Source organism: Pseudomonas sp. GYB4201 (assembly GCF_056312595.1).
Genome location: NZ_JBWGIG010000001.1, coordinates 338,447 through 356,848, shown reverse-complemented (window position 1 = coordinate 356,848; position 18,402 = coordinate 338,447). Strand labels below are relative to the sequence as shown.

15 protein-coding genes and 1 pseudogene are annotated in these 18,402 nt (G+C 65.8%); 13 read left to right on the top strand and 3 right to left on the bottom strand.

The window, feature by feature from the left end; genetic code table 11:
- Window positions 1–143: 143 nt before the first annotated feature.
- The 3 genes from AC0Z2B_RS01585 (at window position 144) to AC0Z2B_RS01575 (ending at window position 5,411) form a co-directional block, all read left to right on the top strand.
- A complete protein-coding gene (locus AC0Z2B_RS01585) occupies window positions 144–2,858 on the top strand; it encodes a DUF2339 domain-containing protein (protein ID WP_476294868.1) in 2,715 nt (904 codons plus the stop codon).
- Between the two features lie 10 nt (window positions 2,859–2,868).
- Window positions 2,869–4,227 carry a DUF3999 domain-containing protein gene (locus AC0Z2B_RS01580; protein WP_476294867.1) on the top strand — a complete coding sequence of 453 codons (1,359 nt, stop codon included), beginning with the start codon at window positions 2,869–2,871 and terminating at the stop codon, window positions 4,225–4,227.
- 173 nt (window positions 4,228–4,400) lie between these two features.
- On the top strand, window positions 4,401–5,411 hold the full coding sequence (locus AC0Z2B_RS01575) for a class 1 fructose-bisphosphatase (RefSeq protein WP_027979868.1): 1,011 nt from the start codon (window positions 4,401–4,403) through the stop codon (window positions 5,409–5,411).
- Window positions 5,412–5,551: 140 nt separating this feature from the next.
- On the opposite strand, the gene AC0Z2B_RS01570 is transcribed toward AC0Z2B_RS01575, so the two are convergent.
- Together AC0Z2B_RS01570 and AC0Z2B_RS01565 are read right to left on the bottom strand one after the other, a co-directional pair.
- A complete protein-coding gene (locus AC0Z2B_RS01570; protein WP_416427523.1) occupies window positions 5,552–6,316 on the bottom strand; it encodes a methyl-accepting chemotaxis protein in 765 nt (254 codons plus the stop codon).
- A gap of 90 nt (window positions 6,317–6,406) precedes the next feature.
- Window positions 6,407–7,366, bottom strand: a pseudogene (locus AC0Z2B_RS01565) (HAMP domain-containing protein); the annotation flags it as partial.
- 321 nt (window positions 7,367–7,687) lie between these two features.
- Here AC0Z2B_RS01565 and bamE point away from each other — a divergent pair.
- Together bamE and AC0Z2B_RS01555 are read left to right on the top strand one after the other, a co-directional pair.
- A complete protein-coding gene (gene bamE, locus AC0Z2B_RS01560) occupies window positions 7,688–7,942 on the top strand; it encodes an outer membrane protein assembly factor BamE domain-containing protein (protein WP_416422008.1) in 255 nt (84 codons plus the stop codon).
- A complete protein-coding gene (locus tag AC0Z2B_RS01555; protein WP_416422009.1) occupies window positions 7,939–8,517 on the top strand; it encodes a lipocalin family protein in 579 nt (192 codons plus the stop codon). Before bamE ends, AC0Z2B_RS01555 begins: the two co-directional genes overlap by 4 nt.
- A gap of 130 nt (window positions 8,518–8,647) precedes the next feature.
- Here AC0Z2B_RS01555 and AC0Z2B_RS01550 read toward each other — a convergent pair whose 3' ends face one another.
- Complete coding sequence (locus tag AC0Z2B_RS01550) at window positions 8,648–10,012, bottom strand: formimidoylglutamate deiminase (protein WP_476294866.1); 1,365 nt, start codon at window positions 10,010–10,012, stop codon at window positions 8,648–8,650.
- 155 nt (window positions 10,013–10,167) lie between these two features.
- Here AC0Z2B_RS01550 and hutC point away from each other — a divergent pair, with 155 nt between their 5' ends.
- The 8 genes from hutC to AC0Z2B_RS01510 all read left to right on the top strand — a co-directional run bounded on the left by hutC (window position 10,168) and on the right by AC0Z2B_RS01510 (window position 18,388).
- The gene (gene hutC / locus AC0Z2B_RS01545; RefSeq protein ID WP_416427524.1) at window positions 10,168–10,878 is read left to right on the top strand and encodes a histidine utilization repressor; all 711 of its coding nucleotides are present in this window, start codon (window positions 10,168–10,170) and stop codon (window positions 10,876–10,878) included.
- A complete protein-coding gene (locus AC0Z2B_RS01540; protein WP_476294865.1) occupies window positions 10,875–11,441 on the top strand; it encodes a HutD/Ves family protein in 567 nt (188 codons plus the stop codon). Before hutC ends, AC0Z2B_RS01540 begins: the two co-directional genes overlap by 4 nt.
- Window positions 11,442–11,777: 336 nt before the next feature.
- Complete coding sequence (gene hutU, locus AC0Z2B_RS01535; RefSeq protein ID WP_473005133.1) at window positions 11,778–13,457, top strand: urocanate hydratase; 1,680 nt, start codon at window positions 11,778–11,780, stop codon at window positions 13,455–13,457.
- 232 nt (window positions 13,458–13,689) lie between these two features.
- Window positions 13,690–14,547, top strand: a complete 858-nt coding sequence (locus AC0Z2B_RS01530; RefSeq protein WP_416422013.1) for a transporter substrate-binding domain-containing protein — start codon at window positions 13,690–13,692, stop codon at window positions 14,545–14,547.
- 64 nt (window positions 14,548–14,611) lie between these two features.
- Window positions 14,612–15,334, top strand: coding sequence for an ABC transporter permease (locus AC0Z2B_RS01525; protein WP_416422014.1), 723 nt, complete (start codon window positions 14,612–14,614; stop codon window positions 15,332–15,334).
- A 14-nt stretch (window positions 15,335–15,348) separates the two neighbouring features.
- Complete coding sequence (locus AC0Z2B_RS01520; RefSeq protein WP_416422015.1) at window positions 15,349–16,086, top strand: ABC transporter permease; 738 nt, start codon at window positions 15,349–15,351, stop codon at window positions 16,084–16,086.
- A 17-nt stretch (window positions 16,087–16,103) separates the two neighbouring features.
- Entirely contained in the window at window positions 16,104–16,895 is a 792-nt protein-coding gene (locus tag AC0Z2B_RS01515) for an ABC transporter ATP-binding protein (RefSeq protein WP_027979857.1), read from the top strand.
- A 26-nt stretch (window positions 16,896–16,921) separates the two neighbouring features.
- Window positions 16,922–18,388, top strand: coding sequence for a purine-cytosine permease family protein (locus AC0Z2B_RS01510; RefSeq protein WP_476294864.1), 1,467 nt, complete (start codon window positions 16,922–16,924; stop codon window positions 18,386–18,388).
- Window positions 18,389–18,402 lie beyond the last annotated feature (14 nt).

Here is an 18,402-nt window from a genome sequence, read left to right as displayed (position 1 = left end):
CCTCATGTACGCTGGAAATCTTCAGTGCACACCATGGCCAGCGCAACCTGGGCAGCGGCTACGGTTTTGCAGGGCACATGCAGCCCTACCCGATATACTGTCGCCCTGCCATGGACTTGTGACACCGGTTAGGGAAATCGATCATGCAATGGGTACTGCTGTTGCTGGGCCTCGCATTGGGTGGTGCGTTCGATGAATCCATCGACGGCGCGCTCATTGGTGGGCTGTTGGGGCTGGGCCTGGGCCAGGCCTTGCGGCTTGCCACGCTCACGCGTCGTAGCGAGGAACAAGGCCGGGCGCTGACGGCCTTGCAGCTGCGGTTGCAGGCGCTGGAAGGGCCTGCGCCGGTGGTAGCACCTGCTCCCGCCCCTGAAACAGCCGTGGAGCTGGAATGGGAGTTACCCGCAACCCCGCCCGAACACGTTGCCGAACCTGTCACTGCCAACGCCTGGGCCACCGAGCCCCGGCCACCTGGCGAACCCGATCTCTTCAGCAAGGCCTTCGCGGCCGCCCGCGGCTGGCTGCTGGGCGGCAACACCGTGCTGCGCGTCGGCCTGGTGCTGCTGTTCCTGGGCCTGGCCTTCCTGCTGCGCTACGCCACCGAAAACGTCGTGGTGCCGGTGGAGCTGCGCTACGCCGGCGTGGCCGCCAGCGCCCTGGCGCTGCTGGGGCTGGGCTGGTGGCTGCGCCTGAAGCGCCGCGGCTACGGCCTGCTGCTGCAAGGCGCTGGCGTGGGCGTGCTGTACCTGACCATTTTCGCTGCCATGCGCCTGCATGCGCTGATCGACCCCGGCCCGGCCATGGCCCTGCTGGTGGCCATCACGGTGTTCTCGGCCATCCTGGCGGTGCTGCAGGATGCCCTGGGCCTGGCCTGCGCAGCGGCCCTGGGCGGCTTCGCGGCGCCTATCCTGGCGTCCACCGGGGCCGGCAGCCACGTGGCGCTGTTCAGCTATTTCGCCTTGCTCAACGCCGGCATCCTCGCCATTGCCTTGTTCAAGGCCTGGCGCCTGCTGAACCTGATCGGCTTCGCCGGCACCTTCGGCGTCGGTTTCGCCTGGGGGGGGCGCGCCTATACGCCCGAGCTGTTCTGGAGCACGGCACCCTTCCTGTGGCTGTTCTTCGCCATGTACCTGGCCATCGGCCTGCTGTTCGCCCGCCGCACCCTGCTGGATAGCCCTGCGCCGCCTGCCGACGCCGACCGCGCCACGCTGCTGCGCTGGGGGGCGCGCCAGGGCGACTACGTGCATGGCACCATCCTGTTCGGGCCGCCGCTGGTGGGCTTCGGCCTGCAATGGGCGCTGGTCCATCATCTGCCGTTCGGCGCGGCGTTCAGCGCCTTGGGCCTGGGCGCGATCTACATGGTGCTGGCCTGGCTGCTGGCCCGCAGGGCCCCGCAACGCGCCACGCTGCTGACCGAAACCTGCCTGGCGTTGGCGGTGATCTTCACCAGCCTGGCCATTCCCCTGGGCCTGGACGCGCACTGGACCAGCAGCGCCTGGGCGCTTGAAGGCGCGGGGCTGTACTGGCTGGGGCTGCGCCAGCAACGACGCCTGGCGTGCTGGTTTGCCTTGCTGCTGCAGCTGGGGGCCGCGGGCTACTGCCTGTTCGCCTGGAGCCTGTCGCCGTACCTGGCGGTCACCGGTGACCTGGCGTTCAGCGCCTTGCTGCTGGCCGTCGCCGGCCTGGTCTGCGCCTGGCGCCAGCACGCCGAGCGGCCTGGTAGCGGCCTGGGCGTGGTGCTGCTGGTGTGGGGCGGCCTGTGGTGGTTGCTGGCGTGTGTCAGCGGGGTGGCGCGCTGGGTGAACTGGCCGCTGGACACGGCGGCGCTGCTGCTGGCCTTCAGCGCCAGTGCCGCCGTGGCCAGCGCCCTGGCACCACGGCTGCGCTGGCCTGGCCTGGCGCACGGGGCGCTGCTGCTGGTGCCGCTGGCCTGGCTGCTGCTGCCCTACGGCTGGGGGCATAGCTTCCACGTCGCCGCCGAGCTTGGCTGGCTGGCCTGGCCGGCGGTGTTGGTGGTGCATTTCTGGTCGCTGCGGCGCCTGCCCGAGTGGCTGGGCAGCCGCGTGCTGACCGTCAGCCATGTGCTCGGCGCCTGGTTGTTGATTGCCCTGCTGGCGCTGGAGCTGAGCTACGGCCTGGAACAGCTGGCCGGCTACTACAACGCCTGGCGCTGGCTGGGCTGGGCGGTGTTCCCGGCGCTGTTCCTGCTGGCCATGGCCAGCCCGCGCGAATGGCCGTGGCCGCTGGCCAGTTATCCACAGGCCTACCGCTGGTGGGCCGCCTGGCCCTTGGCGTGTGGCATGCTGGGCTGGCTGTGGCTGGCCAACTGCTTCAGCGACGGCTCGGCTGAGCCGCTGCCGTACGTGCCGCTGGTGAACCCGCTGGAGCTGGGCCTGCTGCTGGTGATCTACGCCCTGTTCGTCTGGGCACGGCACTTCGACAGCCGCCTGCGCAGCCTGGGGGTACGCGGGCCGGTGACCTGGTTGCTGGGCGCCTCGCTGTTCGCGGTGCTCACCGCCATGGTCCTGCGCACCGCCCACCATTACGCCGGCTTGCCCTATGATCTACAGGCCTTGCTGGCCTCGATGCTGGTGCAGGCCAGCCTGTCACTGGTGTGGACGCTGGTGGCCCTGGGCCTGATGATTGGTGGGCACCTGCGCGGGCGGCGCAAGGTGTGGCTGGTGGGGGCGGGGCTTATCGCGGTAGTGGTGGCCAAGCTGTTCTTCGTCGAACTGAGCAATCATGGCGGCCTGGCCCGGATCGTCTCGTTCATTGGGGTGGGCGTGCTGTTGCTGGTGGTGGGGTATTTCGCTCCGCTGCCGCCACGGCGAATTGAAACGGCGGGGGCCGATTCCTGATATGGGGCACATGATCAAGACGTTGTGTGGGGTAATGGGCTTGTGTGCCGTGCTGTCGGCCATGGCCCAGGAGCAACCCAAGGACTTCGCCAACCAGGTGCCGCTGAGCACCAGTGGCCAAGGCCCTTGGTACCGCCTGGAGCTGCCGCTGGCGCTGCAGTTGGGCGCGCGGCAGGCGGACCTGGGCGACATTCGCGTGTTCAACGCCGCTGGCGAGCCCCAGGCCTATGCCCTGGTGCACGAGCCGGCGCGCCATGGGCAAAGCGAGCACCAGGCCAGCGTGAAGTGGTTCCCGCTGTACGATGACGCCGAAACCGCGCCGGGCACGCCCAAGGTGCGGGTGCAGACCGGTCCCAACGGCAGCCTGATCGAGGTGCAGCCCGACGAGGAACTGGAAGCCGGTGAAGAGGTGCTGCGCGGCTGGCTGCTGGACACCAGCGCCATCAAGGAACCCTTGAACCAGCTGAGCCTGGACTGGAGCAGCGAGCGCGAAGGCTTCCAGCGCTTCACCATCGAGGCCAGCGACGACCTGCAGCATTGGCGCCCCTGGGGTGAAGGGCAGGTGGCGCGGCTGTCTTTCGCCGACGAGCGCATCGAACAGCATGAAGTCAGCCTGCCGGGCCTGCCGGCGCGTTACCTGCGCCTGTTGTGGCAGGTGCCACAGTCGGCGCCGGTGCTCAGCCAGGTGCTGGTGCAAAGCAGCGCCAGCAGCCATGTGCCGCCACCGCTGGTATGGTCGGAGCCGATCAAGGGCAGCAGCGCCAAGGCCAACCAGTACGTCTGGATGCTGCCAGCGGCGCTGGCGGTGGAACGGGTGCAGATCGACCTGGACCAGCCCAACAGCCTGGCCCCGGTCGACCTGTTCGGCCGCTACGACCTCAATGGCAGCTGGGAACCGCTGGAAAGCGGCCTGCTCTACCGCCTGACCCAGAACGGCCAGGACGCCGTGCAGAGCGAGCTGCCCATGCGCGGCGAGACCCTGCGCCAGCTCAAGCTGGAGGTGGACGACCGTGGCGGTGGCCTGGGCGCCGAGGCCCCGCTGCTGCGCGTGGCGGTACGGCCGGTGCAGCTGGTGTTCCTGGCGCGGGGCGCTGGCCCCTACCGCCTGGCCATCGGCAACCCGAATGCGGTCAGTGCGCAGTTGCCCCTGGGCACGCTGATACCCGACGTGGACGAGCAGCGCATGGCCGCCCTGGGCGTCGCCGAGCCGGCCGTGACGCCGGTCATCGTCGCGCCGCCGCCACCCGTGGCCGCGGCGCCATCGTCGAACTGGAAACACATCAGCCTGTGGCTGGTGCTGGTGGTCGGCGTGCTGGCGCTGGCGGCCATGGCGTACAGCCTGGTGCGGGCAAAACCTGGCGGCCAGTGAGGCCATAAGCGTCACCCGCGGGCATTTTCGGACTACGCTTGAGCGGGTGGCGTGAACCTTTATCGTTACAGCCCGGTCTGAAGGGCTGGAACCGCGCCCCTATCGCTCGCTAGGTTGTGAATGAGCCTGTAAACTGCGCGGGTTTTTCCCCACCCCATTCTCCGGAGCCGTCCATGTCCCGCGTTACCCTGAGTCGCTATTTGATTGAGCAGACCCGCAGCAACAAGACCCCTGCCGATCTGCGCTTCCTTATCGAAGTGGTGGCGCGCGCATGCAAAGAGATCAGCCACGCTGTGTCCAAGGGCGCCCTGGGCGGCGTGCTGGGCAGCATGGGCACTGAAAACGTGCAGGGCGAAGTGCAGAAGAAGCTGGACGTGCTGTCCAACGACATCCTGCTGGAGTCCAACGAATGGGGCGGCCACCTGGCCGGCATGGCGTCCGAGGAAATGGACAATGCCTACCAGATCCCGGGCCAATACCCGAAGGGCGCCTACCTGCTGGTGTTCGACCCGCTGGACGGCTCGTCGAACATCGACGTCAACGTGTCGGTAGGTACCATCTTCTCGGTACTGCGCTGCCCAACCGAGTACCTGACCCAGAACGACAGCCTCAACGAGCAGGCTTTCCTGCAGAAAGGTACTGAGCAGGTCGCCGCCGGCTACGCCATCTACGGCCCGCAGACCATGCTGATCCTGACCCTGGGCAACGGCGTCAAGGGCTTCACCCTGGACCGCGAGATGGGCAGCTTCGTGCTGACCCACGAGAACATCAGCATCCCGGAAACCACCGCCGAGTTCGCCATCAACATGTCCAACCAGCGCCACTGGGAAGCCCCGGTGAAGCGTTACGTCAGCGAGCTGACCGCGGGTGAAGAAGGCCCGTTGAAGAAGAACTACAACATGCGCTGGATCGCCTCCATGGTGGCCGACGTGCACCGTATCCTCACCCGTGGCGGCCTGTTCATGTACCCGCGCGACGGCCGTGAGCCAGAGAAGCCAGGCAAGCTGCGCCTGATGTACGAAGCCAACCCGATGTCGTTCCTGGTGGAACAGGCTGGCGGCGCTTCCACCGACGGCCACCAGCGCATCCTCGACATCCAGCCTGAAGGCCTGCACCAGCGCGTGGCGGTGTTCCTGGGCTCCAAGCAGGAAGTGGAGCGCGTGACCGCGTACCACAAGGAATAATTTGTAGCCGCTGCCGAAGGCTGCGCTGGTCCTCATCCCCGCTGGAGATCTTCAGTGAGGTTGAGGGCCAGCGCAGCCTGGCGGCAGCGGCTACGAGTCTGGCGCAAAAAATGCCCCCATCACTGGGGGCATTTTTGTTTTCAGATGCGGAAGCTGCCTACCAGCTGCTTCAACCGCGACACCTGCTGCTCCAGCTCGCTGCACGCGCGCAGGGTGGATTGCAGGTTCTCCACGCCTTCCTGATTCAGCGTGTTGATCTCGGTGATGTCCATGTTGATGGCTTCCACCACGGCGGTCTGCTCCTCGGTGGCGGTGGCCACCGACTGGTTCATGCCGTCGATCTCGCCGATGCGCTGGGTCACGCTGCCCAGGCGCTCGCCGGCCTGGTTGGCGATGCCCACGCTTTGCTCGCTCTGGCTCTGGCTTTCGGTCATGGTGCCCACGGCTTCGCGGGCGCCTACCTGCAGTTCCTCGATGATTTTCTGCACCTGCTGCGCCGAGTCCTGGGTGCGGTGCGCCAGGTTGCGTACTTCGTCGGCCACCACGGCGAAGCCACGGCCGGCGTCACCGGCGCGGGCGGCTTCGATGGCGGCGTTCAGCGCCAGCAGGTTGGTCTGCTGGGAGATGCTGGTGATCACTTCGAGGATCTGGCCGATGTTCACGGTGTTGGCGTTCAGGGTCTCGATGTTGCCGCACGAGTCGCTGATTTTCGCCGACAGCTGGCCCATCACCTCGATAGTCTTGTTCACCACCTGCTGGCCATCTTCGGCCAGGCTGCGCGCGTCGCTGGAGTGCTGCGAGGCGAGTGCTGCGTTCTGGGCGATTTCCTGGGCGGCGGCGCCCAGCTCGTTGATGGCCGCGGCCACGCTGCTGGTGCGGCTGGCCTGCTGGTCGGAGTTGAGCATCGACGAGTTGGAGGCGCTTACTACTTGCAGGGCCACCTCGTTGACCCGGCCGGTGGCCGAGGACACCTCGCGAATCGATTCGTGGATGCGTTCCACGAAGCGGTTGAACGATTGCGCCAGGGTGCCGAATTCGTCGTGGGCGTGGATCACCAGGCGCTTGGTCAGGTCACCTTCGCCTTCGGCGATGTCGTGCATCGCGCGGCCCATCACGTGCAGCGGCTCCATCAGCACGCGAATCAGCAGGCCCAGCAGGGCGATGATGATCACCACGGCAATCACCGTGGCCACCAGCGCCGAGTTGCGGAATTCGCCGAGCATGGCGTAGGCGGCGTCCTTGTCCAGGACCAGCGCCACGTACCAGTCGGCCGACGGCACGCCGTTCACGCGGGTGAAGGAGATGAACTGGGTCTTGCCGTTCAGCTCCACTTCCTTGAGGCCCGGCGACACCTGCGGGGCGCCCTGTGGATAAGCTTCCGACAGGCTCTTGAGGTCCAGCTTCACGTCCGGGTGGATAAGGATCTTGCCGTCGCCAGTGACGATGAAGGCGTGGCCATGGCCGCCGAAGTTCAGCGAGTTGATGATGTCGCTGATGCTGGTCAGGTCGATGTCCGCGCCGGCTACGCCGATGAACTGGTTGTCATGGCGCACCGGGGTGGCGATGGTAATCACCAGCTTGCCCGAGGAGGCGGCGATGTAAGGCTCGGTGACGATGGTCTGCTGGGCCGCGTTGGCCGCCTTGAACCAGCCGCGCTGGCGCGGATCGTAGTCAGCCGCGCGGTTGCCCGCAGGCACCGAGAACATCACGCCGTTCTGGCCGCCGAAGTAGGTCAGCTGGAAGTTGCTGGAGTAGGCCGGCAGGCCCACGCTGCGCGCCAGGCTTGGCGCCGAGTCGCCATCCACTGCCACTTGCTGGCCCAGGGACTGCAGCAGCTGGATGCGGCTTTCCAGCCACGTCTGGATGTTGCTGGTGGTCAGGGTGCCCAGCTGCTTCATCGAGGCTTCGGTGTTCTCGTGCAGCGTGGCGCGCTGGCGGTAGTCGTTGAACGCCATGAAGCAGGAGAACGCCAGGGCGACGATGAGAGCGGCCGCGATCAAGATCTTGTGGCTGAATTTCAGGTTTTTTGTCATTGGGGTGATCTGTACGCAAAGGGGCTGATCAAACGGGGGTGGCAATCTGCCAGATGCACGCAGATAGCGCTATCTACTGTCGGCCGAAACTTCGTGAAGATTAATGTACGGTTTGGTGAGTTGACCGGCGGGCAGGGTGGGGCTGGCATAAATGCCCGAGGCGGCCGGGAACCAGATCGCGGTTTTCTCTTCTAAGCTCTAGCTGGCAGCCAAGCCGGCACTACTGTCCAGGAGTGACCTTTCATGTCTTTGCGTTCCCTCGCCCTGTTGTCGTTCTGCGTGTTGCTCGCCGCATGCAACAAGATCAACCAGGAAAACTATTCACAGATCAAGGCGGGCATGACCAAACCTGAAATCGAGAAGCTGCTGGGCAGCCCCACCGATTGCTCCGGCGCGCTGGGCATGTCCAGCTGCACCTGGGGTGACAAGAACAGCTTCATCAGCGTGCAGTACGCCGGTGACAAGGTAGTGATGTACTCGGGGCAGGGCCTCAAATGAGCCGCTTGAAGATGGTGGCCATGCTGCTGGGCGGCCTGGCGGCAGGTGCGCTGCTGGCCGGCTGCGCCAACAAGGCTAGCGACCCGCTGGCGCCGCGCACCGAGGAGCAGGTGGACCTCAAGCGTTACCAGGGCACCTGGTACGAACTGGCGCGCCTGCCCATGTTCTTCCAGCGCAACTGCGTGCAGTCCGAGGCGCACTACCGCCTCAAGCCTGATGGCAACATCGCCGTGCTCAACCGTTGCCGCACCGCCAGCGGTGAGTGGGAAGAAGCCACCGGCACGGCGTCGCCGCAGGTGCCGGGCAAAACCGACAAGCTGTGGGTGGTGTTCGACAACTGGTTCTCGAAGATCCTGCCGGGCGTGGCCAAGGGCGACTACTGGGTGCTGTACGTGAGCGACGACTACAAGCAGGCGATTGTCGGCAACCCGGACCGCAAGTACCTGTGGCTGCTGTCGCGCACGCCAACGGTTTCGCGCGAGGTGCGGGAAGAGCTGCTGGCCAAGGCGCAGCAGCAGGGTTACGACACCACCAAGCTGATCTGGCGCGCCAAAGACTCCGAAGTCGGCAAATAACCCGTACACCCGTACACCCGTACACCTGTACACCCGTAGCCGCTGCCGCCAGGCTGCGCTGGCCTTTTTGTGCGCTGGAGATGTTCAGTGGGGCACAGGCCCAGCGCAGCCTGGCGGCAGCGGCTACAGGTCAGTTAAGGAGGTCGCGTAGCACCTGGGCGAAGGCGGTGGCGCTGGCGCGCTCTTGCGCATGCCGGCCTTCGCTGACCACCTGTTTGCCGTTTACCCACACGTCCCGCACCTGGCGGTCGCCGCCGGCAAACAGCCAGCGGTTGAGAATGCCGTCGCCGCTGGCGGTGGCCAGGTAGGGGTCGTCGCCATCCAGCACCAGCCAGTCGGCGCGGGCGCCTACGCGCAACTCACCAATGGCCTGCCCCAGCGCCTGGGCGCCGCCTTGCAGGGCGGCGTCGTACAAGGTGCGGCCAACCATGGGCTGCTCGGCGCCGTAGAGGCGGTTGCGGCGCTGGTCGCGCAGGCGCTGGCCGTATTCCAGCCAACGCAGTTCCTCCACCACGCTCAGTGACACATGGCTGTCGGAGCCGATGCCCATGCGCCCGCCCTGGGCCAGGAAGTCCACTGCGGGGAAGATACCGTCGCCCAGGTTGGCCTCGGTGGTCAGGCACAGCCCGGCCACGGCGCGGCTGTGCGCCATGCGCTGCACTTCGTCGGCGTCGGCGTGGGTGGCGTGCACCAGGCACCAGCGTTCATCCACCGGCACGTTGTCGTACAGCCACTGCAGCGGGCGCTTGCCGCTCCAGGCCAGGCAGTCGTTGACCTCTTTCATCTGCTCGGCGATGTGGATGTGCACCGGCGCGCCTGGGTCGCTGGCGGCCAGCACCTGGTTAATCTGCTCGGGCGTCACCGCGCGCAGGGAGTGGAAGCACAGGCCCAGGCGCTGGGCCGGCTGTTCGGCGAGGATCGGCGCCAACTGCTGCTGCAGCCGCAGGTAGCCCTCGGTGCTGTTGATGAAGCGCCGCTGACCGTCGTTGGGCACCTGGCCGCCGAAGCCGGAATGGCTGTACAGCACCGGCAGCAGGGTCAGGCCGATGCCGCTGCTGGCCGCCGCCTGGCTGATCTGCCGCGACAGCTCGGCCGGGTCGGCATAAGCCTTGCCTTGCTGGTCGTGATGTACGTAGTGGAATTCGGCCACCGAGGTGTAGCCGGCCTTGAGCATCTCGATGTACAGCTGGCGGGCGATGACGCCCAGTTGCTCGGGGCTGATCTTGCCAACCAGGCGGTACATCAGGTCGCGCCAGGTCCAGAAGCTGTCGTTGGGGTTGCCGGCCACTTCGGCAAGGCCGGCCATGGCGCGCTGGAAGGCGTGGGAGTGCAGGTTGGGCATGCCCGGTAGCAGCGGGCCCTTCAGAGGCGTGGCGTTCTCGGCACTGGCGTTGGCCTGCAGCTGGGTGATCAGGCCGTCGGCGCCCACCTCGATGCGGACCTTTTCGGCCCAGCCGGTGGGCAACAACGCACGTTCGGCAAAGAAAGCGGACATCGACACTTACCTCATCAGGTTTATTTGTATATACATATACAGACGTTTGCCTGCCCGGTAAACTGCGGCAAGCTATCCATCTATCGATTCAGATTGGCTTAACAGAAGGATTTCCCGTGTCGACTCCGCCCGTAGTTTCTCCACTGGTTGCCCAGATGGGCGAAAGTCCGGCACCGCTCTATGCCCGCGTCAAACAGATGATCGCCGGGCAGATCCAGAACGGCACCTGGCCGCCGCACCACCGCGTGCCGTCCGAAAGCGAGCTGGTGACCCAACTGGGTTTCAGCCGCATGACCATCAACCGCGCGCTGCGCGAACTCACCGCCGAAGGGCTGCTGGTGCGCATGCAGGGTGTGGGCACGTTCGTCGCCGAGCCCAAGAGCCAGTCGGCGCTGTTCGAGGTGCACAACATTGCCGATGAAATCGCCTCGCGCGGCCATCGCCACCGCTGCCAGGTGATCATGCTGGCCGAGGAGGCCGCCGGCTCCGAGCGCGCGCTGGCGCTGGACATGCGCGAAGGGCAGAAGGTGTTCCACTCGTTGATCGTGCATTTCGAGAACGACATCGCCGTGCAGATCGAAGACCGCTACGTTAACGCGGTGGTGGCGCCAGACTACCTCAAGCAGGACTTTACCCAGGAAACGCCCTACGCTTACCTGTCCAGGGTCGCACCGCTGACCGAGGGCGAGCACGTGGTCGAGGCAATCCTGGCCGATCCGTCGGAGTGCAAGCTGCTGCAGATCGAGCCAGGCGAACCCTGCCTGCTGATTCGCCGCCGCACCTGGTCGGGGCGTACGCCGGTAACGGCCGCGCGGCTGATCCACCCCGGCTCCCGTCACCGCCTGGAAGGAAGGTTCAGCAAATGAACAGCATCAAGCACCTGCGCGCCGCCGGCTACCCACGCATGCCGTGGAAGAATGGCGGCGGCAGCACCGAGGAAATCACCCGCGATGGCGGCGACGGCCTGGACGGCTTCGGCTGGCGCCTGTCGATCGCCGACATTGGCGAGTCGGGCGGCTTTTCCAGCTTTGCCGGCTACCAGCGGGTGATCACCGTGCTGCAGGGCGCCGGCATGGTGCTGACCGTGGACGGCGACGCCAGCCGCGAGCTGCAGCCGTTCGATGCCTTTGCCTTCAAGGGTGACAGCGCCGTGTCGTGCGCCCTGGTGGGCGGCGCCATTCGTGACTTCAACCTGATCTACGCGCCGGCCCGCTACCGCGCCCGGCTGCAATGGCTGGAAGCGCCGCAACGGCTGTTCAGCGCGGCGCACACGGTGCTGGTGTTCAGCGTGGCCGACGCGCTGACCGTCAAGGCCGACGCCACCACGCACATCCTTGGCTTGTACGACTGCCTGCAGATCGAAACCGCCGCCCTCACCGAGCTGGCCATCGATGGCCACTGCTGCCTGATCGAAATCTCCCCGCTCTAAAAACCCCCTCGTAGCAGCGGCCCCAGGCCGCGTCCCGGCGCACCGCACGGCCGCCGCCGGACGCCGCCTTCGGCAGCTGCTACGGTTACGGTGGGGATGCACCATTTTGTTACCGTTTGCCCCATGGGGGCGCAAAATTCCCACTTGAGCGAGTGGCCTTCAGCGCCGCCAGACGCCTCGAAAATTTTTTTCATCGCCTCGCAACCCGCTTCCAGCCTGCCTTCAGCCCTGCCAACAGCCTCGCTCCCGCAAACTTGGCAACTCAATTGCATATGCTTGTATGTACAAGTAAATACGTGCACGGATCAGTGCACTCAATGCTGAGGAGTCTCGTTCGTGACTGACAATGCCCAAAACAAATTCCGTGACGTTGAAATCCGTGCCGCCCGCGGCAACAAGCTGACCGCCAAGAGCTGGCTGACGGAAGCGCCGCTGCGCATGCTGATGAACAACCTCGACCCGCAAGTGGCCGAGAACCCCAAGGAATTGGTGGTATACGGCGGCATCGGCCGTGCGGCGCGCAACTGGGAGTGCTACGACAAGATCGTCGAGAGCCTGACTAACCTCAATGACGACGAGACCTTGCTGGTGCAGTCGGGCAAGCCGGTAGGCGTGTTCAAGACCCACAGCAACGCCCCGCGCGTGCTGATCGCCAACTCCAACCTGGTGCCGCACTGGGCCAACTGGGAACACTTCAACGAACTGGACGCCAAGGGCCTGGCCATGTACGGCCAGATGACCGCCGGCAGCTGGATCTACATCGGCAGCCAGGGCATCGTCCAGGGCACCTACGAAACCTTCGTCGAAGCCGGCCGCCAGCACTACAACGGCAGCCTCAAGGGCAAGTGGGTACTCACCGCCGGCCTGGGCGGCATGGGTGGCGCGCAGCCGCTGGCCGCGACCCTGGCCGGTGCCAGCTCGCTGAACATCGAATGCCAGCAGAGCCGCATTGATTTCCGCCTGGCCAGCCGCTACGTCGACGAGCAGGCCACCGACCTGGACGACGCCCTGGCGCGCATCGCCAAATACACTGCCGAAGGCAAGGCCATCTCCATCGCCCTGCTGGGCAACGCTGCCGAGATCCTGCCGGAACTGGTAAAGCGTGGCGTGCGCCCGGACATGGTCACCGACCAGACCAGCGCCCACGACCCGCTGAACGGCTACCTGCCCGCCGGCTGGACCTGGGAACAGTACCGCGACCGCGCGCAGACCGACCCGGCCGCCGTGGTGAAAGCCGCCAAGCAGTCCATGGCCGTGCACGTGCAAGCCATGCTCGACTTCCAGCAGCAGGGCATCCCCACCTTCGACTACGGCAACAACATCCGCCAGATGGCCAAGGAAGAGGGCGTGGCCAACGCCTTCGATTTCCCAGGCTTCGTGCCGGCCTACATCCGCCCGCTGTTCTGCCGCGGCATCGGCCCGTTCCGCTGGGCTGCGCTGTCGGGCGACGCCGAGGACATCTACAAGACCGACGCCAAGGTCAAGGAACTGATCCCGGACGACGACCACCTGCACAACTGGTTGGACATGGCGCGCGAGCGCATCAGCTTCCAGGGCCTGCCGGCGCGTATCTGTTGGGTGGGCCTGGGCCAGCGCGCCAAGCTGGGCCTGGCGTTCAACGAAATGGTCCGCCGTGGCGAGCTGTCTGCCCCGGTAGTGATCGGCCGCGACCACCTGGACTCGGGTTCGGTCTCCAGCCCCAACCGCGAAACCGAAGCCATGCAGGACGGCAGCGACGCCGTGTCCGACTGGCCACTGCTGAACGCCCTGCTGAACACCGCCAGCGGCGCCACCTGGGTGTCGCTGCACCACGGCGGCGGCGTGGGCATGGGCTTCAGCCAGCACTCGGGCATGGTCATCGTCTGCGACGGCACCGATGAAGCCGCCGAGCGCATCGCCCGCGTGCTGCACAACGACCCGGCCACCGGCGTCATGCGCCACGCCGATGCCGGCTACCAGATCGCCATCGACTGCGCCAAGGAGCAGGGCCTGAACCTGCCTATGATCAAAGGCTGATCAGCCATTATCTGTAGCCGCTGCCGCCAGGCTGCGCTGGCCCCGTGCCTCGCTGGAAATCTCCGGGGCTCACACAGGCCAGCACAGCCTGGCGGCAGCGGCTACGGAGAGTGGCGTGGCACAAGCGTATGCAGGAATTGGCTTCCAAATTGCTTGTATGTACAAGCATAGGTGATTGCCTGGTGCGGGCTAGTAACACTTTCTCTCATTCGACTTTGCAGGAAGGTTAACGATGGCGCAGAAATTCAGCTTGTTGGGTTCATTGGCCTTGGGCGCAGTACTGCTGGCGGGCTTGCCGCTGGCGCAGGCCAAGGAGTGGACCTCGGTCAACATCGCGACCGAAGGCTCCTACGAGCCCTGGAACGTTACCCTGCCTGGCGGCAAGATCAGTGGCTTCGAGCCCGAGCTGATGGAGATCCTCTGCCAGCGCATGAAGCTTACCTGCAACATTTCGGTGCAGAACTGGGACGGCATGATCGCCAGCCTCAACGCCGGCAAGTTCGACGTGCTGATGGACGCCGTGGTCATCACCGAAGACCGCAAGAAGGTCATGGCCTTCTCCATTCCCTACGCACGTACCCCGGCAAGCTTCGTCGCCCTGGACGCCAACGTGCTGCCAGGCAAGCCGGGGCCGGCCAACGAAATTACCCTGGGCACCGACGAGAAGCAGATCGGCGAAGCAATCGAAGGCCTGCGCAAGGCCCTCAAGGGCAAGACCATCGGCATCGCCTCGGGGACCATCTACACCCCCTTCATCGACGACCACTTCAAGGACGTCGCCACCATCCGCGAATACAACGCCTCGGCTGACACCATCCTCGACCTGCAGGCCGGGCGCATCGACGTGGCGTTCGACGACGTGACCTTCCTCGACTCGCTGAAGGCCAAGGACGAGAACAAGAACCTGGCCTACACCGGCCCGCAGATCGGCGGCCCTATCTGGGGCGAGGGCGAGGCCCTGGGCTTCCGCCAGGCCGATGCAGACCTGAAGGCCAAGTTCGACGCCGCGCTGAAAGAGGCCCTGGCCGACGGCACGGTGAAAAAGCTCAGCGAGAAGTGGTTCAAGCTCGACCTTACGCCCAAGTCGTAAGCGTGGCGGGGCCGGCGCCTGCGGGCGCCGGGTGTTCAATGATTGAAGTGGTGGGAAAAACCTCATGAATCTCTTGCAGATGCTCAGCTTCGGTGACACCGGTTGGGGTATGGCCTTGCTCAAGGCGGCGGCCATGACCCTGCTGTTGACCCTGGCGGCGTTGCTGATCGGCGCCCTGGTGGGCAGCCTGGTGGCGGCGGCGAAACTCTCGCGCCAGCGCAGTGTGCGCTACCTGGGCGATGCCTACTCGATCCTGTTCAGAGGGATTCCTGAACTGCTGGTGATCTACCTGTTCTACTTCGGCGGCGCCAGCGTGGTGTCGGCCATCAATCACTGGTTCGGTGGCCAGGGCTACGTCGACGTGCCGCCGTTCCTGGTGGGCGCCATCGCCGTGGGCCTGATCTCCGCGTCGTACCAGGCCGAGGTCTACCGTGGCGCCTTCATCGCCGTGGCCAAGGGCGAACTGGAAGCGGCGCTGGCCATCGGCATGACCCGCGGCATGCGCATTCGCCGCGTGCTGATCCCGCAGATCTGGCGCTACGCGCTGCCGGGCCTGGGCAACGTCTGGCAGATGAGCCTCAAGGACTCGGCGCTGATCTCGGTGATCGGCCTGGTCGAGCTGATGCGCGCCAGCCAGGTAGCCGCCGGCTCCACCCGCCAGTACTTCACCTTCTACATCGTCGGCGGGGCCTGCTACCTGATCCTCACCGGCCTGTCGGGGCGCCTGTTCAACATTGCCGAAAACCGCGTGCAGCGCACCCAGCGCCGCAACCCGGCCCAGTCCTGAGAAGGGGAACCGTGATGATCGACTTTGCCTTTCTCGCCGACACCATGCTCAAGCTGCTGGGCGCGCTGCCCACCACGCTGACGCTGTTTTTCTCCTCCTTGCTGCTGGGGCTGATCCTATCCCTGGGCGTGGTGTCCATGCGCGTCAGCCGCTGGTGGTTCCTGAGCTACCCGGCGCGCTTCTACATCATGCTGTTCCGCGGCACGCCGCTGCTGATCCAGATGTTCCTCATCTACTACGGCCTGGGCCAGTTCCCGGCCATTCGCGACAGTTTCCTGTGGGTGGTGCTGAAGTCGCCCTACGGCTGCGCCGTGGTGTCGCTGGCCATGTGCACCGCCGGCTACACCGCGGAAATCATCCGTGGCGGCCTGCAGAGCGTGCCCCACGGCCAGATCGAGGCCGGCCAGGCAGTGGGCATGAACCGCTGGACCCTGCTGTACCGGGTGATCGGCCCGGTCACCCTGCGCCAGGCGCTGCCCGCGTACTCCACCGAGGCCATCCTGCTGGTGAAGTCCACCGCGCTGGCAAGCCTGGTCACCGTGTGGGACGTGACCGGCGTGGCCCAGCAGATCATCCAGCGTACCTACCGCACCATGGAAGTGTTCATCTGCGCGGCGCTGATCTACCTGGTGCTGAATTTCCTGGTGGTGCGGGCCGTGGCCTGGATCGAGCATCGGCTGTCGCCGCACCTGCGCGAGCGGCCCCAGGGCCAGCCCGTGGTGCCTGCGCCTGAAGCCTCTACCCATTCCTGATTGCAGCGGAGCTTGTCATGAGTACTCAATTCCAGACCGCCCTGTCGGTCGCCAATATTCACAAGGCCTTCGGTGCAACCCAGGTGCTCAAGGGCATTTCCCTGGACGCGCACAAGGGCGACGTCATCTCCATCCTCGGCGCCAGCGGCTCGGGCAAAAGCACCTTCCTGCGCTGCATCAACCTGCTGGAAACCCCGGACGAGGGCAGCATTGTCCTCGACGGCGAGGCCATCGAGATGAAGCGCCACCGCGACGGCCGCCTGCTGCCGGGCAACCGCCGCCAGGTGGAAGCCATGCGCAGCAAGTTGGGCATGGTGTTCCAGAGCTTCAACCTGTGGTCGCACATGACCGTGCTGCAGAACGTCATTGAAGGCCCGATGCGCGTGCTCAAGCGCTCGCGCGCCGAATGCGTGGAAGAGGCCGAGCAGCTGCTGCACAAGGTGGGCCTGTACGAGCGCCGCGACTACTACCCGGCGCACCTGTCGGGCGGCCAGCAGCAGCGCGTGGCCATCGCCCGCGCGCTGGCCATGAACCCCCAGGTGATGCTGTTCGACGAGCCCACCTCGGCGCTCGACCCTGAACTGGTGGGCGAGGTGCTGCGGGTGATGCGCTCGCTGGCCGAAGAGGGCCGCACCATGCTGGTGGTCACCCACGAGATGGGCTTCGCCCGCCATGTATCCAACCGCGTGGTGTTCATGCAGGGCGGCCAGATCGACTGCCAGGGCACCCCCGCCGAGTTGTTCGAAGGCCTGCCGACCGAGCGTTTCCGCCAGTTCGTGTCCAGCCATCAGCAGCGTAACGCCGAGTAATCGCCACCATTTTTGAGGGTCGTTGTATGGCTGGTTCAGTTGAACGTGCTGCAGGCACGCCATTGATCGAAAAACGCTCAATTGACTACATTCCTGAATCCGAGCGTCACGGTCGGTTATTCAGCCAGTTCACCCTGTGGCTGGGTGCCAACCTGCAGATCACCGCCATCGTCACCGGCGCCCTGGCCGTGGTGCTGGGCGGCGACGTGTTCTGGTCGCTGGTGGGGCTGTTCGTCGGCCAGCTGCTGGGTGGCGGGGTAATGGCCCTGCACGCCGCGCAGGGCCCGCGCCTGGGCCTGCCGCAGATGATCTCCAGCCGCGTGCAGTTCGGCGTCTACGGCGCGGTGATCCCGCTGGTGCTGGTGTGCCTGATGTACATCGGCTTCTCGGCCAGCGGTTCGCTGCTGGCCGGCCAGGCCATCGCCCAGCTGCTGCAGGTGGATGACTGGCAGGGCATCGTCATCTTCGCCGCCCTGATCGTGGTGCTGACCATCTTCGGCTACCGGGTTATCCACATGATCGGCCGCGTCGCCAGCGTGCTCGGTGTCATCGCCTTCATGTACCTGTTCTACCGCCTGCTGGCCGGCAACGACGTCGGTGCGTTGCTGGGCAACAAGCACTTCTCCCTGAGCAGCTTCCTGCTGGCGATTTCCCTGTCGGCGTCCTGGCAGATCGCCTTCGGCCCGTACGTGGCGGACTACTCGCGCTACCTGCCGAGCAAGACCTCGGTGGCCGGCACCTTCTGGGCCGTGGGCCTGGGCGCGGTGATCGGTGCGCAGGCGTCCATGGTGTTCGGCGTGTTTGCCGCCGCCCTGGCCGGCGCGCAGTTCGCCCACCACGAAGTGTCGTTCATCGTTGGCCTGGGCGGCACCGGCGCGGTCGCGGCGCTGCTGTACTTCAGCGTGGCGTTCGGCAAGGTCACCGTCACCACCCTCAATGCCTACGGCAGCTTCATGTCCATCGCCACCATCATCAGTGGCTTCCGCGGCAACCGCCACATCTCCAGCGCCCTGCGCCTGACCTACATCTTCCTGATGGTGGGCACGGCGACGCTGCTGGCGGTGCTGGGCAAGGACTCGTTCCTCAAGGACTTCTCGGCCTTCATCCTGTTCCTGCTGGCGTTCTTCACGCCCTGGAGCGCCATCAACCTGGTGGACTTCTACTGCATCACCAAAGAGCGCTACGACATCCCGGCTCTGTCCAACCCCGATGGCCGCTACGGCCGCTGGAACATCCCCGGCATCAGCATCTATGTGGTCGGCGTGGTGATCCAGATGCCGTTCATCTCCACCCACTTCTACACCGGCCCGCTGGTGGCCAGCCTGGGCGACACCGACATTTCCTGGATCATCGGCCTGGTGGTGCCGGCGGTGCTGTATTACCTGGTTGCCAAGCGCTGGCACGGCGCGGTGCCCGACCGCCTGATCCTGCCGGACGAGCAGCCCGTGGCCACGGCGGCAGCAGGGAAGGCTATACCTCAGGGGACCTTCTGACGTGTGAGAGCCGC

Excerpts from the sequence above, each read along its gene's own strand:
- AC0Z2B_RS01585 (WP_476294868.1), top strand. The coding sequence starts at position 144 with ATGCAATGGGTACTGCTGTTGCTGGGCCTCGCATTGGGTGGTGCGTTC.
- AC0Z2B_RS01580 (WP_476294867.1), top strand. The coding sequence starts at position 2,869 with ATGATCAAGACGTTGTGTGGGGTAATGGGCTTGTGTGCCGTGCTGTCG.
- AC0Z2B_RS01575 (WP_027979868.1), top strand. The coding sequence starts at position 4,401 with ATGTCCCGCGTTACCCTGAGTCGCTATTTGATTGAGCAGACCCGCAGC.
- AC0Z2B_RS01570 (WP_416427523.1), bottom strand. The coding sequence starts at position 6,316 with ATGCTCAACTCCGACCAGCAGGCCAGCCGCACCAGCAGCGTGGCCGCG.
- bamE (WP_416422008.1), top strand. The coding sequence starts at position 7,688 with ATGTCTTTGCGTTCCCTCGCCCTGTTGTCGTTCTGCGTGTTGCTCGCC.
- AC0Z2B_RS01555 (WP_416422009.1), top strand. The coding sequence starts at position 7,939 with ATGAGCCGCTTGAAGATGGTGGCCATGCTGCTGGGCGGCCTGGCGGCA.
- AC0Z2B_RS01550 (WP_476294866.1), bottom strand. The coding sequence starts at position 10,012 with ATGTCCGCTTTCTTTGCCGAACGTGCGTTGTTGCCCACCGGCTGGGCC.
- hutC (WP_416427524.1), top strand. The coding sequence starts at position 10,168 with ATGGGCGAAAGTCCGGCACCGCTCTATGCCCGCGTCAAACAGATGATC.
- AC0Z2B_RS01540 (WP_476294865.1), top strand. The coding sequence starts at position 10,875 with ATGAACAGCATCAAGCACCTGCGCGCCGCCGGCTACCCACGCATGCCG.
- AC0Z2B_RS01530 (WP_416422013.1), top strand. The coding sequence starts at position 13,690 with ATGGCGCAGAAATTCAGCTTGTTGGGTTCATTGGCCTTGGGCGCAGTA.
- AC0Z2B_RS01525 (WP_416422014.1), top strand. The coding sequence starts at position 14,612 with ATGAATCTCTTGCAGATGCTCAGCTTCGGTGACACCGGTTGGGGTATG.
- AC0Z2B_RS01520 (WP_416422015.1), top strand. The coding sequence starts at position 15,349 with ATGATCGACTTTGCCTTTCTCGCCGACACCATGCTCAAGCTGCTGGGC.
- AC0Z2B_RS01515 (WP_027979857.1), top strand. The coding sequence starts at position 16,104 with ATGAGTACTCAATTCCAGACCGCCCTGTCGGTCGCCAATATTCACAAG.
- AC0Z2B_RS01510 (WP_476294864.1), top strand. The coding sequence starts at position 16,922 with ATGGCTGGTTCAGTTGAACGTGCTGCAGGCACGCCATTGATCGAAAAA.